The sequence below is a fragment of the Acetobacterium bakii genome (assembly GCF_001263355.1).
Taxonomy (GTDB): Bacteria; Bacillota; Clostridia; order Eubacteriales; family Eubacteriaceae; genus Acetobacterium; species Acetobacterium bakii.
In genome coordinates this window covers 1-15,447 of the sequence record NZ_LGYO01000046.1, presented here as the reverse complement: position 1 = coordinate 15,447, position 15,447 = coordinate 1, and the positions used below count along the sequence as shown (strand labels likewise).

The 15,447-nt window shown below is 44.2% G+C and carries 15 protein-coding genes and 1 riboswitch; of the genes, 7 read left to right on the top strand and 8 right to left on the bottom strand.

Annotation, left to right across the window (positions count from 1 at the left end):
* Window positions 1-64 precede the first annotated feature (64 nt).
* The 4 genes from AKG39_RS16235 to thiC are packed head-to-tail and all read right to left on the bottom strand — an operon-like array spanning window position 65 to window position 5,296.
* The gene (locus tag AKG39_RS16235; RefSeq protein WP_050741462.1) at window positions 65-1,606 is read right to left on the bottom strand and encodes a DUF2284 domain-containing protein; all 1,542 of its coding nucleotides are present in this window, start codon (window positions 1,604-1,606) and stop codon (window positions 65-67) included.
* On the bottom strand, window positions 1,593-2,681 hold the full coding sequence (gene cobT / locus AKG39_RS16230; RefSeq protein WP_050741461.1) for a nicotinate-nucleotide--dimethylbenzimidazole phosphoribosyltransferase: 1,089 nt from the start codon (window positions 2,679-2,681) through the stop codon (window positions 1,593-1,595). Before cobT ends, AKG39_RS16235 begins: the two co-directional genes overlap by 14 nt.
* 27 nt (window positions 2,682-2,708) lie before the next feature.
* A complete protein-coding gene (gene bzaB / locus AKG39_RS16225; RefSeq protein WP_050741460.1) occupies window positions 2,709-3,992 on the bottom strand; it encodes a B12 lower ligand biosynthesis ThiC-like protein BzaB in 1,284 nt (427 codons plus the stop codon).
* Window positions 3,992-5,296 carry a phosphomethylpyrimidine synthase ThiC gene (thiC, locus tag AKG39_RS16220; protein WP_050741459.1) on the bottom strand — a complete coding sequence of 435 codons (1,305 nt, stop codon included), beginning with the start codon at window positions 5,294-5,296 and terminating at the stop codon, window positions 3,992-3,994. The genes bzaB and thiC overlap by 1 nt, the downstream gene beginning before the upstream one ends.
* Window positions 5,297-5,406: 110 nt before the next feature.
* Window positions 5,407-5,586: riboswitch (cobalamin riboswitch) on the bottom strand.
* Window positions 5,587-5,716: 130 nt separating this feature from the next.
* Between thiC and AKG39_RS16215 the strand changes: the two genes are divergently transcribed.
* The 4 genes from AKG39_RS16215 (at window position 5,717) to AKG39_RS16200 (ending at window position 9,613) form a co-directional block, all read left to right on the top strand.
* Window positions 5,717-6,160: an NfeD family protein gene (locus tag AKG39_RS16215; protein WP_050741458.1), complete on the top strand. Its 444-nt coding sequence runs from the start codon at window positions 5,717-5,719 to the stop codon at window positions 6,158-6,160.
* A 19-nt stretch (window positions 6,161-6,179) separates the two neighbouring features.
* On the top strand, window positions 6,180-7,112 hold the full coding sequence (locus AKG39_RS16210; protein WP_050741457.1) for an SPFH domain-containing protein: 933 nt from the start codon (window positions 6,180-6,182) through the stop codon (window positions 7,110-7,112).
* Between the two features lie 201 nt (window positions 7,113-7,313).
* Window positions 7,314-7,763: an NfeD family protein gene (locus tag AKG39_RS16205; RefSeq protein ID WP_242852641.1), complete on the top strand. Its 450-nt coding sequence runs from the start codon at window positions 7,314-7,316 to the stop codon at window positions 7,761-7,763.
* Window positions 7,764-7,837: 74 nt separating this feature from the next.
* Window positions 7,838-9,613 (top strand): ABC transporter ATP-binding protein, encoded by a 1,776-nt coding sequence (locus AKG39_RS16200; RefSeq protein ID WP_050741482.1) that lies wholly within the window; start codon window positions 7,838-7,840, stop codon window positions 9,611-9,613.
* Between the two features lie 312 nt (window positions 9,614-9,925).
* On the opposite strand, the gene larE is transcribed toward AKG39_RS16200, so the two are convergent.
* Window positions 9,926-10,741: an ATP-dependent sacrificial sulfur transferase LarE gene (gene larE, locus AKG39_RS16195; RefSeq protein WP_050741455.1), complete on the bottom strand. Its 816-nt coding sequence runs from the start codon at window positions 10,739-10,741 to the stop codon at window positions 9,926-9,928.
* Between the two features lie 151 nt (window positions 10,742-10,892).
* Between larE and AKG39_RS16190 the strand changes: the two genes are divergently transcribed.
* Window positions 10,893-11,624, top strand: a complete 732-nt coding sequence (locus tag AKG39_RS16190; protein ID WP_050741454.1) for a GH25 family lysozyme — start codon at window positions 10,893-10,895, stop codon at window positions 11,622-11,624.
* Between the two features lie 233 nt (window positions 11,625-11,857).
* Here AKG39_RS16190 and AKG39_RS16185 read toward each other — a convergent pair whose 3' ends face one another.
* A complete protein-coding gene (locus AKG39_RS16185) occupies window positions 11,858-12,244 on the bottom strand; it encodes a desulfoferrodoxin family protein (protein WP_050741453.1) in 387 nt (128 codons plus the stop codon).
* A gap of 172 nt (window positions 12,245-12,416) precedes the next feature.
* Between AKG39_RS16185 and AKG39_RS16180 the strand changes: the two genes are divergently transcribed.
* Window positions 12,417-13,034 (top strand): NUDIX hydrolase, encoded by a 618-nt coding sequence (locus AKG39_RS16180; RefSeq protein ID WP_050741452.1) that lies wholly within the window; start codon window positions 12,417-12,419, stop codon window positions 13,032-13,034.
* 203 nt (window positions 13,035-13,237) lie between these two features.
* A complete protein-coding gene (locus AKG39_RS20130; protein ID WP_160316208.1) occupies window positions 13,238-13,387 on the top strand; it encodes a hypothetical protein in 150 nt (49 codons plus the stop codon).
* Here the strand turns inward: AKG39_RS20130 and AKG39_RS16175 are convergent.
* Window positions 13,373-14,086 carry a hypothetical protein gene (locus AKG39_RS16175; protein ID WP_050741451.1) on the bottom strand — a complete coding sequence of 238 codons (714 nt, stop codon included), beginning with the start codon at window positions 14,084-14,086 and terminating at the stop codon, window positions 13,373-13,375. The two genes, AKG39_RS20130 and AKG39_RS16175, sit on opposite strands and share 15 nt — an antisense overlap.
* A gap of 160 nt (window positions 14,087-14,246) precedes the next feature.
* Window positions 14,247-15,329 (bottom strand): ABC transporter substrate-binding protein, encoded by a 1,083-nt coding sequence (locus AKG39_RS16170; RefSeq protein ID WP_050741450.1) that lies wholly within the window; start codon window positions 15,327-15,329, stop codon window positions 14,247-14,249.
* Between the last annotated feature and the right edge of the window lie 118 nt (window positions 15,330-15,447).

Genomic DNA, 15,447 nt, shown 5'->3' with positions numbered 1-15,447 from the left:
TGCGAAACTGGCAGCGAAGCTAACGGTAGTTTCGCAATTACTTCTTATTTTTAATTAATGTAGCTTATTCCAGCAGTAACAGTCCGTAATATTTAACCACGGCATCGCCGTTGGCCAGCGTACTTATAACTTCACCGTTGTTTCGCACGGTTTCAAAAACGTCAATGCCGGCGCCTTCCATCGAGGGACGGCGATTTTTGGTATTTTTACAGGGCAGGTTAGGATCGCATTTGGGACAGATGGTGCAGGGGCCGGCCCAAAAAACAAAGGCCTTATGATAACCGGTTGTAAAAGCAATCTTTTCAGCTTGCAGCATTTTTCGCTGAAAGTCACCGGTGGGCGGCTCACCTTTTAATAGGAGGGCTTTTTTATAACCGGATAGCAGGGCCCTGGTTTCATCCAGCGAGAGTTCATTGGCTTCACAATGTTTCTCATCAAAGGAGCTGCAGCCAAAACGACATTTGTTTTTGGGGAAATCCGAAACAACCACGGATGTCGGGGAAATTTCTAGCACATCATCAAAGCCCAGCTCTTTAATGGGATGAATCAGCTTAAGGGTCGGGGTGATCGCTAAATGATCCAGGACCTTCGATATTTTGGCCGCAAAGATAAGAGCAGTATCCGTTTCCAACGGAATCAGGGAAGTGGTGGCTAAATGATTTTTATTTAGCTCCTCAATGACCCAGGCGCCCGAAAAAACCTTTCCATTATAGGTGTTGAGCATCATGTTAACATCCGAAAGCCGGGCCTTCACCGGAAAATGTTCAGTAAAAAAATCATGGATGAGGATGATCCCATCCTTGGCCAGCAGATTGGCTGCGGTTTTCAAGACTAATTCATTTTCAGCTTCAGCATAGGCGTGGATGATGTTGGACAAAATAATCAATTTGTATTTTTTAGGCAGTCCCCATTCCGGTTCAAGAATGTTACAGGAATGATATTGGACTCGATCCTTGAAGGAAGTCTGATCCACAATTTTTTGTGTATGGGGAAGGATTTGCTCAATATCCACAAGGGTTGCGGTGGTATCGGGAAATTTTTCTAGAAAAGCCAGGGCCATGGCTCCGGAACCGGTGCCGACATCCAGAATTTCGCCCTTGAGCTGGTTGAAAAAAGTGGTACAATCTGCGGATTTAAGTTTGGCGACATTATCCATCGCTTTAATATAGTTCTCCCGGCGGGCATCCATGGAAGTTTCACTGATATCCGCAGGTAAAAAATTAACCCGTCCGCCGGCTTTTAACGAATCTTTGAGAGTGTTCCAATCGGAACTGAGGTTTTTACGCCACAGAATAGAGTCCCCCTGATAGAGAGGACTTTCTTTGAGTAAATATTCTTTGGTTAGAAGCGTATTATAGTATACGGTTTGAAATTGTCCTAAAAGACCGAGACTAATGAGTAGCTCAAGGTAACGATTCAAAGCTTTGGAATCACAGGTCATTTCTTTTGAAAGTTCCAAAAGCGTTGCCCCTTGGGTGCCAAAGCGGTCAATTATTGCGAAGAGGTCCATTTCCAAAGCTGTAAAAAGAGCATCCGAAACCCAGTATGCCGTGGCAAGATCCTCTAAATACTGCCCGCCAGGGGTATGGGGATCATAACCCTTCATGGCCGTTGGTTACTCCCGCATCTTCAAAAGTCAGCACATCACACATTACCCGGGCAGAAGATTCAACCAGGTGCATGGCAACAGCAGCTCCGGTTCCTTCGCCCAGTTTGAAATTCAGGTTGAGCAGAGGACGAAGTCCCAGAGCCTGCCACATGAGTTGATGGCCGGGTTCTTCGGATTGATGGGAGGGAATCATATAATCCAGGCATTGTGGGCACAGTCCTTTGGCAATCAAGGCTCCAGCAGTGGAAATAAATCCGTCGACCAGTACCGGTACCTGATGGTAGGCGGCACCGAGGATGACACCGGCTATTCCGGCGATTTCAAAGCCACCAATTTTAGCGAGGACATCAAGGGGATCATTTTTATCCGGTTGGTGCAGGTTAATTGCATCCCGAATAACCTTGATTTTATTCAGTAAGGTGGCATTATCGATGCCGGTACCCCGCCCGGTAACCGAAGAAACCGGATACTCGGCCATAACAGCCAAAATTGCGGCACTGGGGGTGGTATTGCCAATCCCCATGTCTCCGGTGGCCAGGAGATTAACGCTCTGTTCTTCGATGACTTTGGAAGCGACATTAATACCCGCTTCGATGGCTGCAATGGCCTGTTCCCGGGTCATTGCCGGTTCCTTGGCAAAGTTTTTGGTGCCATAAGCAATCTTGCAATCGATGATGGCTCCGCTTTCAACCAGACGGGGCATATCCACAGCCACACCCATATCCACCACAATCACATCGGCGCCGGAGGTCTTGGCCAGAATATTAATGCCGGCTCCGCCTTTGACAAAGTTTTCCACCATTTGGGGGGTTACTTCCTGAGGAAAGGCAGAAACACCTTCGGCAACGACGCCATGATCCCCGGCCATGGTAATAACCAATTTCTTATCCACGTTGGGCCGAATGGTCCGTTGGATTCCGGCCAGCTGTTCAGCGACAACCAGGAGCTGTCCCAGGCTCCTGGGCGGAATGGCCAGCTTTTCAATGTGATCCCGGGCAGCGGCCTGCCATTTGGGATCAGCCGGTTCGGTATTTTCAATAACCTGTGTAAGGGTATACTTAGTATTTATCATAATCGTATCCTTTCAAAGAATTCCGTTTTAGGCGATGCCGAAGAATTCAGCAGCCACATCAGCAGGACAACGAGTGTCTTCGCAAACCACACAGCCATCTGAAGGGTTCTGGGCAGCAAAGGCGGCAATAAGGTTAGCCTGATTAATGGCATTTTTAACCTGGTCTTCCTGGTTTCGGCCAACCCGAGCTCGGGACATGGCTAAATCGCGATTCCAGGCATTTCCACCACGTTTCAATACATTGGCACAATTGGCAGCGATGCGGGTTGTTTCCACACCGATACGCACATCTTCCTCGTTAGGGAGGCCTAAATGTTCAGCAGGGGTCAGGTAACATAGGAAATCAGCACCGTGCATTCCCGCAAAAGCACCGCCAATGGCACCGGTGATATTGTCATAGCCGGGAGCAACATCGGTAGCTAGGAAGCCCAGAATATAATAGGGGACATCAAAGCACAGTCGTTTTTGCAACAGCATGGCGGATGCAATGTGATTAATCGGCACATGACCAGGGCCTTCAACCATTACCTGGACGCCGGCTTCCAGGGCTCGTTTGGTGAGTTCGCCGGCAACCATCAGGCCACGGAGGTGGACCTGATCAAGGGAGTCAGCATTAGCACCCGGGCGGATGGCATCGCCGATGCTTAAAACGGTATCAGTTGCCTTGAGAATTTCCAGGAGCCGGTCAAATTCGGCATATAAGGGGTTTTCCTTGTCATTGTGGAACATCCATCCAGTCAGGAGTGATCCACCCCGGCTGACCACATCGGCAATACGACCGGTTTTCTTTAATATTTTAAGAACGTCCATATTTAAGGCACTGTGAACCGCCATAAAATCCATGCCGGCCTGACATTGCTTTTCAACCACAGCAAAAAGGTCGTCAGAGGTCATATTGACCATCAGGCCTCTTTTCTCCGCCGCTTCTTTACAGGCCTGATAAACTGGAACACAGCCGGCAGCGATGTTTGATTGTTCAAGGCTGAGTGTACGCATGGCATCAATATCAGCACCCATACTTAAATCCATAAACCCATGGGCCCCGGCTTCTTCGATTATGTGTAATTTTTTGACTTCCATTGCCATATCGTCCCGATCTCCGGATGTGCCCATCAGGCCGTTGACTTTGACATCCAGTCCGCTACCGATCCCACAAATTTTTGAACGCTGGCGATTTTTGTTTTTAGGAATAACAATTTTTCCACAGGCAACGCCTGCTCGTATAAATTCAGGGGTATAACCTTCCTGAAGAGCTACCATTTCCATTTCTTCGGTAATTTTTCCCGCACGGGCTTTTAGCATTTGTGTCATTATATTGTCCTCGCTTCCTGGTTTTCGTCACGTAAATATTTGCCGACTATTTTCATGGCACAAAAATCGCCACACATACTGCATTCGGATGAGAAGTTGGTGCTGCGATCTTTCCAAACCCGTGAGGCTTCTTCAGGATCAATGGCCAATTCCATTTGCCGACCCCAGTTCAGTTCTCGGCGGGCAACGGACATTTCCAGATCCCAGGCCTTGGCAGCCGGATGACCCTTGGCAACATCCCCGGCATGGGCCGCAATGCGACTGGCCATAACGCCCAGGTACACATCATCGGCATTCGGCATGCCGATGTGTTCGGCCGGGGTCACGTAACAGAGGAAGTCGGCGCCGTAGTAAGCGGCAATGGCGCCGCCGATAGCTCCGGTCACATGATCGGAACCGGCCCCGGAGTCGGTGGGCAGACAACCAAAGACAAAGTAGGGAGCACCGCCGCATAATTTTTTCTGCAACTGAACCGTGGTTTGGATTTCATCCAAGGGTACATGTCCCGGACCTTTGACCATCACCTGAACGCCGGCTGCTCTCGCTTTTTTAACCAAGCCGCCGAGAATAACCAGTTCATGAACCTGGGCACCATCCAGTGAATCAGCGATACAGCCTGGGCGCATACCATCGGCAAAGCTTAACACCACATCATATTTTTTGCAGATTGCCAGGACCCGATCATATTGGGCAAAGAAGGGGTTTTCACAATGATTGTGAACCATCCAGCCGATCAGATGGGATCCACCGTAGCTAACCAGCGGATCAATTCGGCCCTCCTCTTTGGCACGGTTGATGACATCCATGGTGGTACCGCAATGGAGGGCTAAAAAACTGACGCCTTCAGAAGCATGTTTTTCAAGCATATCAAACATATCATCGGGAGTCATATTCAGAGCCGTACCGTATTTTTTCTGAGCAACGGCTAGAGTTTGATAAAGGGGCAGGGTTCCCACCGGACGGTCCACTGTGGAGAGAACCTTTTCACGCATGGCGTCAATGGGACCGCAGACACTTAAATCCATCAGTGTATCGGTTTTGGCTTTAATGGCAGAGGCAATCTTTTTCATTTCACCATCAATGGTGTCATCCTTTTCATACATGCCGACACTGGCAGATACTTTAACGAAAAGACCTTTACCCACAGCTACCGGGTTGATATTGGCACGATCACTTTTTAAAATGACGATTTCTCCGGTTGCGACACCCTGGCGGATGATCTCAGGATCAATGCCTTCTTTTTCAGCCACATAAATCATTTCCGCGGTGATTTCACCGGCACGCGCTTTTTCTAAAATTGTCATGGTTTCCTCCTGATTTTGATCGGATTAAATATTTTTGCAAACCGTTTTTTGGTAATAAAAAAGCTCACAGCTATTAATAAATTAATAGCCATGAACTTTACCTTCATTCATACCCAACCGATACATAGGCAGGTCTCCTGACTTGGGGATCAACGCATGCCACACCTTCCCATTAAAAAAACAGTGGTTCTTGTGGTTTGCTCCGCCCTTACAGTGATGGGTTCGCTCAGGATTTTCACCCGATTCCCTATTCTCCTTAAAATTAAGGCACCATATGTTCGCTTTTTTATTCACTTGTCTCTAATTATACACGTAAAATCAAACAGTGCAAGAAAAAAATAAACAATCTTCTAAAAATTCGCTCAGTTTTTGGTATTTGGGTTATAATATGCGTATATATAAGATTAAGGGGGTGAAAAAATGAATATGATCCTTGTATGGTTCATCCTGTTCATTGTTTTTTTGATTGCAGAGGTGATTACCGCCGGCGCGTTAGTTTCGATCTGGTTTTGTGTCGGGTCGCTGGCAGCGATGGTAGTCGCATATTTTGGCGGCAACCCGATTCTTCAGGTTGTAATATTTTTAATTGTGTCCATTGTTCTGCTGTTGGCAACCAGACCGTTGATAAAAAAATATGTGCGGCCTAAAATAACGAAAACGAATGCCGATCGCATCCTTCAGGCCCGGGGTGTTGTCACCGAAGAGATTAATAACCTCAAAGGTCACGGTGCCATTAAAGTTGACGGAAAATCCTGGACCGCCAGAAATTCGGAAGGTGAAGAAATCATCCCGGCGGGAGAAGAAGTCATCGTCATCGCCATTGAAGGCGTCAAGGCCATGGTCAAGGCCATGGAAAAAAAATAAAAAATTTAAGGAGATAAAAATGTCGATAATTATACTAGGAATAATTTTAATCATTGTGGTGGTAATTGTGGTATTAAATGCCAAAATTGTCCCCCAGTCCTTTGCTTTTGTGGTGGAGCGTCTTGGGGCCTATCATACAACCTGGCAAACGGGTTTTCATATGGCCATTCCCATCTTTGATCACATCTCAAAACGGGTCAGTTTAAAGGAAAGTGTGGCGGATTTTCCACCACAGCCGGTTATTACCAAAGACAATGTAACCATGCAAATCGATACGGTTATCTATTTGCAGGTAACCGAACCAAAAGCGTATATGTATGGTGTGGATAATCCCATGAAAGCCATTGAGAACCTGACCGCCACAACCCTGCGTAATATCATCGGGGACATGGAACTGGATCAGACACTCACCTCCCGAGATGTCATCAACACAAAAATGCGGGTGATCCTCGATGAAGCCACCGATCCCTGGGGGATAAAAATCAATCGCGTTGAACTTAAAAATATCATGCCTCCGGAAGCCATCCGCAATGCCATGGAACGACAGATGAAGGCCGAACGGGAACGCCGGGAAAAAATTCTCCAGGCTGAAGGTGAAAAGGCCAGTGATATTTTAGTAGCTGAAGGTCAGAAACTATCCGCTATTTTACAGGCAGAGGGACTTAAGGCCGCGGCCATTCTCAGTGCCGAAGCCGACCGCGAAGCTCAGATAAGACGGGCTGAAGGTGAAGCAGAGGCTATTATCAAGGTTCAGCATGCAGTAGCTGAGGGGATTAAAATGCTTAATCTCTCAGACCCGATTCAGTCGGTCATCGCATTAAAAAGCTTATCAACCTTTGAAAAAGTAGCTGATGGAAAAGCAACAAAAATTATTATCCCATCAGATATTCAGGGTTTGGCAGGACTGGCAACCTCATTAAAAGAAATTATGACAGATAATAAAACAAATTAAAAAAGTGTTAAAAATAGTTTAAAGGGTCTGTGCAAAAATATTAGAGCCAATTCTTGGCTGTAATATTTTGCATCGCCCTTTTTTAATTTCAAAAGCAGGTGCTCTTTCCAAAATTGTTGTGATTTCCGCCCAAGTTTTGTTAAAATTATTAGGGATATGGGGTATAATATAACAGTAATAAAATTTGAAGGAGGTGAAAAAATGAATATGACTTTAATATGGCTAATCTTATTTGTTGTTTTTCTGGCAGCAGAGGTGATTTCCACTGGAACATTAATTTTTATCTGGTTTTGCATTGGAGCGTTGGTGGCTCTGATCACGTCCTATTTGGGTGGCAGCCAGATGCTGCAGGGTATTCTTTTTTTCAGTGTTTCAATTGTTCTTTTAATCGGAACCAAGCCTTTTATCAAAAGATATTCGAAACAAAAAAGGCCATCAAAAAAAGCAAACCGAATTCTTTTAAAACGGGGAACGGTGGTTAAAGAAATAAATAACCTTAAGGCCCAGGGAGCGGTGAGTCTGGATGGTAAAATATGGTCCGCCAGAAATTCTGAAAATGAGATGGTTATTCCGGTCGGCAGTGAAATTATTGTCACCGGGGTTGAAGGTCGCAATGCCATGGTCAAGGAAATAGAAAAAATAGAAACTTAAATTCAAATAGACTGAAAATTCCAGTGGTGAATCATTGGGATTTTTTAAGCACAAAAGAAAAACGGGGGGGAAAATTGGAAAAACAACATAAAAATACGAGTCTGATACGACGTTTTGTACCCTACTATAAAAAATACAAGTGGATTTTGGCATTGGACCTCTTTTGTGCATCATTAACCACTGTATGTGAGCTGGTTCTGCCGCTGATCATTCGCTTTATTACGGATAAAGCCATTAACGATATGGCCAGTCTCACCGTGGAAGTAATTTTATCACTGGGACTTTTTTATGTGATATTAAGGCTCATTGACGGGGTTGCCAATTATTATATGGCGGACATCGGCCACGTCATGGGAGCGAAAATTGAAACCGATATGCGCCATGATCTTTTTAGTCATCTGCAAAAGCTTTCCTATTCTTTTTACAGCAATACTAAAATCGGGCAGCTGATGTCACGTATTACTACGGATCTTTTCGACGTTACCGAGTTTGCCCATCATTGCCCCGAAGAATTTTTAATTGCCGGTATTAAAATTTCGGTGGCCTTTGTGATTCTAGGGAACATCAACATATGGCTAACCCTGGTTATTTTCTCGGCCTTGCCGATTATGCTGCTGACAACCGGTTATTTCCGGATTCGAATGCGCAAAGCCTTTAAACGCTCCCGGGTTCAGACAGGAGAAATAAATGCCCAGGTGGAAGATAATCTGCTGGGTATTCGGGTAGTTAAATCCTTTGCCAATGAGGCCATTGAAGAGGAAAAGTTTGATGTGGGCAATGGTATCTTTCTTGATATTAAAAAAGACACCTACCGTTATATGGCGGGTTTTCAAACAACTACCCGATTATTTGACGGACTCATGTATAGTCTTGTGGTTGTGGGCGGATCCCTGTTTATGATTAATGGCACCATTAGCCCGGGAGATTTTATGGCTTACCTTCTCTATGTCGCCACCCTGCTGACCTCGATCCGGCGGATTGTGGAGTTCTCTGAGCAGTTTCAAAGAGGCATGACAGGAATTGAACGATTTGCTGAAATCATGGATGAACCACCGGAAATAACCAATGCACCGGGGGCCAAAGAATTAACCAATGTCAAGGGTGACATCCGTTTTGAAGGGGTTGGTTTCCATTATTCAGATGGTAACAACGAAGTGCTTTCAAACATTGATCTTGAGGTATCCCCGGGGCAGAACATTGCTATTGTGGGGCCGTCCGGAAGTGGCAAGACCACCCTGTGCCATTTAATTCCACGGTTTTACGATGTTTCTTCAGGAAGAATTTTAATTGATGGACAGGATATTAAAAATCTGACCATACATTCCCTGCGGACCCAGATAGGGGTAGTTCAGCAAGATGTGTATTTATTTTCCGGAACCATTCATGAAAATATTATTTACGGACGTCCTGACGCATCCCGAGAAGACGTTATCCTTGCGGCAACCCAGGCCGGTGCCCACGATTTTATTATGCAATTACCCAAGCAATATGATACCTATGTGGGTGAACGCGGGGTCAAACTTTCCGGCGGCCAGAAGCAACGCATCAGCATTGCCCGGGTATTTCTGAAGAATCCCCCGATTCTGATTTTGGATGAAGCCACCTCGGCATTGGACAATGAAAGTGAACGCATTGTCCAGACCTCCCTGGAAAAACTTACCAAGGGGAGAACCACATTTACGATTGCCCATCGTCTTACCACCATCCGAAATGCGGATATTATTCTTGTTCTCACAGAGGAAGGCATTGTCGAGCAGGGTTCCCATGAAGAACTCATAAAAAGTGAGGGGATTTATTACGATTTGTATCAGATGTATCAGGATTTGGATGAATTGAATGAGGATTATTAAAAAATAGGGAATTAAATATTCAAAACAAGCGTCAATGATAAGTTATCATGGACGCTTGAGGTTATCGACAAACCCGTCCTGTGGACAATGGTAAATCGTTGTCGGCTGCATGATCGTACTGGCGATTCCTGTTCGCCATGATGCCGACAACTGATGTTATGATTGTCTATAGGACTTACTTTTCTATTTTATCAACAGTCTGAGGCGTCCATGAAAAATAATCATGGACGCCCTTTTTTTATTCTATTAGTGGTTATTCACAGCTAACTGCGAAACTGATAGTAAAGCTCACAGCACTTTTGCAATTACCTTTTATTTGTTCATGTTTCCACAGCCATAACCGGCTAAATCCAGGGTGATGGTTTTTATGCCTAAGTTTTTCAAGAGACTCACCAAGGTCATGCGGTGGGCGAGAATGGTTTCAAAATCTTTGGGATCGCATTCGATTTTCCCGGTATCTCCGAGCAGTCGGAGCCGGTATTGGTTTAAATCGAGGCTTTTCAGATAATCTTCCCCGACTTCAACGGCTCTAAGAGCTTCGGGAGTGATTGGCGTATTGGTGGGAATACGGGTCGCTAAACAGGCCATCGAAGGTTTTGTAGCGGTGGCCAGTCCAAAATAAGCAGAAAGTTCCCGAATGTTTTGCTTGGTAAGCTCGGCATCCTTTAAGGGACTGTAAATGCCCAGTTCACCCAGGGCTCGGATTCCTGGCCGATAATCCTTGAGATCATCGAGGTTGGAGCCGTCTAAAATAACCTCACAGTGATTTTGGATGGCGGCGTCTTTTATTTGGGAAAAAATAAATTTTTTACAATGATAACAGCGATCCGAAGCATTTTCGACAAAGCTTTTCAGTGAAAAAACATCGGCTTCAATAATAAGGGGTGTAATACCAATCGTTTTAGCCAGGTTCTGAGCTTCTGAAAATTCAGAATCCGGAAGCATGGCCCCATTAACGGTAATGGCCATAACATTCTTCCCAAGCACGTCAACAGCAACTTTTAAGAGCAATGTGCTATCAACACCCCCGGAAAAAGCCACACAAACCTTGTTGAGGCCCTTGATTTTATTTTGAAGCATAATGAGCTTGACCTGGAGCTCAGGCGATAAACGAGTTATTGTATTCATAGTTTCTCCTTGTGAAATTGGTGACAAAAGAATGATTCGCGAGGGAAATCACCATAATAGTTATATTATAACTGCTTAACAGGCTTTTCTACCAGTAAAATCTTTGGTATAATGATATGGACATTATTATAACGAAAAAGGGGAACAATTGATGAGTAAAAAAAAATGGATATCATTAGTCGCAGGGATTGGAATATTAATTCTTATTGCCCTGATTATTTATGGCTATAGCAATTTATTTGGCGGAAAAGGGGATGAACATGTGGTTAAAGGAGTTGACTTGTCTGCGTATCAGGGGGATATCGACTGGGATCTTTTGGCCGCACAAAATATCGACTTTGCTTATATTAAAGCCACCGAAGGCAATGATTATGTGGATGAAAAATTTAAGATGAACTGGGAAGAAAGCCAAAAAACTGAGTTAAAAGTGGGAGCCTATCACTTCCTGAGTTATGACAGTACCGGAAAAGAGCAGGCCAAAAATTTCATCGACAATGTGCCGGTTTCAAATAAGAATTTGCCCCCGGTGGTTGATATGGAATTGTATGGCGCCTATGAGGCAGCACCGATGGAAAAGGCAAAAGTAAAAGTGATTTTAGATGAGTTTATGAAAGAACTTGAGAATACTTACAAGGTAAAACCGATTATTTATACCAATCAGTACTTATTTGATATGTACATCGGAACCGATTATAAAGACTATAAAATATGGATTGTGGATCTTGACAATAATTGGCCGGATACCCTTACAAATGGCGAAGAGTGGACATTATGGCAATTCAGCCACCGAAATGTTTTAGATGGTTACACGGGCAGTGAAACCTTTATTGATATGAATCTTTACAATGGCACCTATAATGAATTTATCGACGAATTTTTTTAAGATCACTTCAACCTAAAAGCTGCTTTAAATAGATAGCTTCAGACTGTCGACAAAGCAGAAAAGTAAGTCCTGGAGATAATCGTAACATCAGTTGTCGGCATCATGGCGAACAGGCCTAGCCTGTCCGATCATGCAGCCGACAACGATTTACCATTGTCCCCGGGACGAGTTTGCCGACAGCCTAAAAAAGCTGCCTTAAAAAGGCAGCTTGAGGGGTTTTGTTAAAGATTCTATTAGAGAGCAGCTTTCCATAAACCATGAAGGTTGCAATATTCGTAAGCAGAAATAACTTTGTCTCCAGCTGTTAATTCGAAGACAGCTTGTGGTTTGCCATCCTGTGCCAGACATTTACGTTGTCTGCCTTCGGCTGTTTCAAGGAATATCCATTCTATATGGTGTTCCGGAGTCATTGGATGGGGAGCGCTTCCGATATCAACCGTAACGGTAGTGCCATTAACAGTGATTACAGGAACATGTTTTTCCTGAGCGGCATCAGTCGTATTAGGAATCATAACAGTCATGGGATCACCACAGCATATCATTTCAACGCCTGATTCATGAATCATGCTAACCATGTTGCCACAGTGTTTACAGACTAAAAATTTTGGTTCTTTACACATAATAGACCTCCTGAGTCGTAATTGGTGTTCATATACTTTATACCCTAAAAAAAGAAAGATAAACATATATGAATTAGAATTATTCTAATTTGATTATAGCATAAATTATAAAAAAAGAAACAGATAATTCAAAAAAATAGAAAGGAGAGGAGCAAAAGCTCCTATAAAAGCAATGGAAAAACAATGGATCGTATGGGCCAGAGAATTACAATCAATATCTCAGGCAGGTTTGTCTTACTGTAAAAATGAATATGACTTAGATCGATATAGAGAAATTGAAAAATTATCCCGGGAAATTATTGAAAAACATACAGAGGTACCTAAAGAGGTCGTTAAAGACTATTATCTGAGAGAAAAAGGTTACTTAACACCAAAGGTGGATGTCCGAGGAGCCATCATTGTGGAGGATAAAATCCTTTTAGTTAAAGAAAAGATTGATGGCTGCTGGTCCCTGCCCGGCGGCTGGGGCGATGTGAATCGCAGTCCCGGTGAGAATGTGAAAAAGGAAGCCTTTGAGGAAGCCGGGGTTTTGGTGGAACCCACTCGATTGGTGGCAGTGCTGGATCGCAGCAAATGGGTACAGGATACCTGTCCCTATACCATTTACAAGATCATTATGCTCTGTGATTTATTAGAGGGAAATTTTCAAAAAAATACCGAAACCGAGGAAAGTCGCTTTTTTTCTTTGGATGCCCTTCCGCCACTGTCTTTGGGACGGACAACAATGGAGCAATTGGTGATGTGTTTTAAAGCCCACAAAAACCCAGGCTTTAAGCCGATATTTGACTAAAATTATGACGATCTTTCGGTCTACATAATAGAAATGGCTGTCGAGCCTACCGTACCAACAAATGTTAATCAGTTGTGTGCTTCAATTCGTACAGTCTTAGGACTGTTCGCCTTGATGCACACAACACGATGTAACAATTGTCTGTACTGCGTTAGTATTTTTACAAACTAGAAAGTAAGTCCTGGGGACAATCGTAACATCAGTTGTCGGCATCATGGCGAACAGGCAGAGCCTGTCCGATCATGCAGCCGACAACGATTTACCATTGTCCCCAGGACGGTTTAATCGACAAACGCAAAGAACCGGCAGAAAATGCCGGTTCTTTTTTAATGCTCAGGTTATTGCTGGAATGAGGTTGGGATGTTGGTACATTCAATGGGTGTGGTCAGCAAACGAGAGGCAGCATTCGATCCCTGACTTTGAAGAATCTCTTCGATACTGATATTAATGGGAAGGGAACCAGCTACCATAGTGCCATCCTCGCCAGCTGGAAAAAAGTTTCCATTTTCGCCAAGGAAAGTTGAATACACTCTAAAGTTGGTTTTGCCGTTAGCATCAGCGAAGGTATATACACCGGGTAACTCAGTTGGAGTATAAAAGCTTAATGGAAGTTCATCTTGGAATAGGGTTGGAGTACCCACGCCAAGATCAAGTTTATTGATAGGGGAAGCATTGTCTTTTAGTGATAGTGTGATTGCGCCATTGTCCCTGCTATAGTTAACAGGATAAAAACCCTGTTCGATAAGGTGGATGGCTTCACCGTCGACCGCTTCTTTTTTTCCATACACATAGTAATGAACCTCACCTTGTTTGTTTGTATAACCAAAGACACCAAGCTGAGCAGTGGTAGGTGGGGCCTCAGGGTTTGCAGGATCGGTATTAGAAATGCTTAAGATGGAATCAAGTATAAGTCCATTAGGAATAATTGCTTCAGTAGGAACTGACATGATTGATATGTAGGTATTCTCTCCGTCAACTTCTTTTGTGCATCCTGCTAAAAGAAGTGTGAAAATCATAAAAATGACAAGGAGTGTAAAAGGTTTTCTTTGCATATTGTTTTTCTCCTATTTGCGCTATAGGTATATTCTATAATACTTTTGCCTTAATAGCAATCACACTTTCGTCATAAATTGACCAAACAATCATATTTTGAACATGTTTATGGTTTGCTTCGGATAAAATAAATGAGTCTTTTTCGAATTATTAATAATCTTATTTGGAAAGCCGCATTCCTTCACCGGAGAGAATATCGGTTATCGCTTCATCGGTGAGATCAAGATCAAACCAGTTTTTATAATAATCCCTGGTGGTTTGAACCAGATCAATATCGGTAAATGCGTCAGGATAAAAAAGCTTGGCAATAAAAAGTGCCGCCATATGGGGTTCAATGGATCCCGGGTGGCCCCAGCGGGTGACCCCCACGGGCAAAGTTGTGACCTGCTTATTTTTAACGGCGTTAAGCCCGGTCCACTTGGAATCAGTGAGGATGTATTTTGTGGTATTGGCATCATTGGCAATAATGGCATCAGGGTTCCAGGTATAAATCTGTTCCAATGTGGTCATCGTCTTTTCTGCATCAGAAATCAGGCTGCCTCCTTCGGTGGAAACATTAATTACGCCGGCAACGTCGGTGATCTGGGAACACAGATCACCGTTAAGGTCGGTCCGGGCGGCTTCATTAACCGCATGATACACCGCAACCCGGGAAGAATCCGGAATCCCATAGACTCTATGTTCAACCAGAGCAAGCGTATCCCGGACATAGCTGTTAAAACCTTCGGCCCGTTCGCTTTCATTAAAAACATTCCCGGCAACGGTAATGGCTTTTTCCAATTCTTCCAGGCTGGCATAATCCACTACCACCCAGGGAATACCGGCTTTATCGAGTTTTTCTACCTCCCCCTTATTTTGGGCGGTGCTTTCGCGAATCAGAACCAAATCGGTGTTGGTGGCCAGAAGTTCTTCAATGTTAATGGAGCCTTCCTGAAAGGGCACCGATATGGAGTCAATATCCGGCCGTTTATAAGTCATTAAAACATCCCGCTTGATGCCATTGGGAATACCGACAATCTTGTCTTGCTGATTTAGCATTGCCATAATATGAGCAGTGGAGGCATAAAGACAGGCAACCCGCTGAGGATCTGCGGGAATGACAACCTCTCGATCCATACAGTCCGTCACGGTTTTGGTTGGCCCAACGGATGCAATGGTTTGGCTTTGGCATCCGGATACTAGGGTCATGATTAATATAACCAGTAGGAACAAGCCAAGCCAGCGGCGTTTATTTTTTTGCATAGGAATCCTTTCTCAGATGAATTAATTAGGTAATTGCGAAACTCAAAAGAAACGAACAATGGTTGCTTTGATGTCAGTTTTCACAAACAATTTTGTAACGTCGAGGCGGACATCTCGA

Excerpts from the sequence above, each read along its gene's own strand:
- larE (WP_050741455.1), bottom strand. The coding sequence starts at position 10,741 with ATGAATACAATAACTCGTTTATCGCCTGAGCTCCAGGTCAAGCTCATT.
- AKG39_RS16205 (WP_242852641.1), top strand. The coding sequence starts at position 7,314 with ATGAATATGACTTTAATATGGCTAATCTTATTTGTTGTTTTTCTGGCA.
- AKG39_RS16180 (WP_050741452.1), top strand. The coding sequence starts at position 12,417 with ATGGAAAAACAATGGATCGTATGGGCCAGAGAATTACAATCAATATCT.
- cobT (WP_050741461.1), bottom strand. The coding sequence starts at position 2,681 with ATGATAAATACTAAGTATACCCTTACACAGGTTATTGAAAATACCGAA.
- AKG39_RS16190 (WP_050741454.1), top strand. The coding sequence starts at position 10,893 with ATGAGTAAAAAAAAATGGATATCATTAGTCGCAGGGATTGGAATATTA.
- AKG39_RS16235 (WP_050741462.1), bottom strand. The coding sequence starts at position 1,606 with ATGAAGGGTTATGATCCCCATACCCCTGGCGGGCAGTATTTAGAGGAT.
- AKG39_RS16215 (WP_050741458.1), top strand. The coding sequence starts at position 5,717 with ATGAATATGATCCTTGTATGGTTCATCCTGTTCATTGTTTTTTTGATT.
- AKG39_RS16175 (WP_050741451.1), bottom strand. The coding sequence starts at position 14,086 with ATGCAAAGAAAACCTTTTACACTCCTTGTCATTTTTATGATTTTCACA.
- thiC (WP_050741459.1), bottom strand. The coding sequence starts at position 5,296 with ATGACAATTTTAGAAAAAGCGCGTGCCGGTGAAATCACCGCGGAAATG.
- bzaB (WP_050741460.1), bottom strand. The coding sequence starts at position 3,992 with ATGACACAAATGCTAAAAGCCCGTGCGGGAAAAATTACCGAAGAAATG.
- AKG39_RS16170 (WP_050741450.1), bottom strand. The coding sequence starts at position 15,329 with ATGCAAAAAAATAAACGCCGCTGGCTTGGCTTGTTCCTACTGGTTATA.
- AKG39_RS16185 (WP_050741453.1), bottom strand. The coding sequence starts at position 12,244 with ATGTGTAAAGAACCAAAATTTTTAGTCTGTAAACACTGTGGCAACATG.
- AKG39_RS16210 (WP_050741457.1), top strand. The coding sequence starts at position 6,180 with ATGTCGATAATTATACTAGGAATAATTTTAATCATTGTGGTGGTAATT.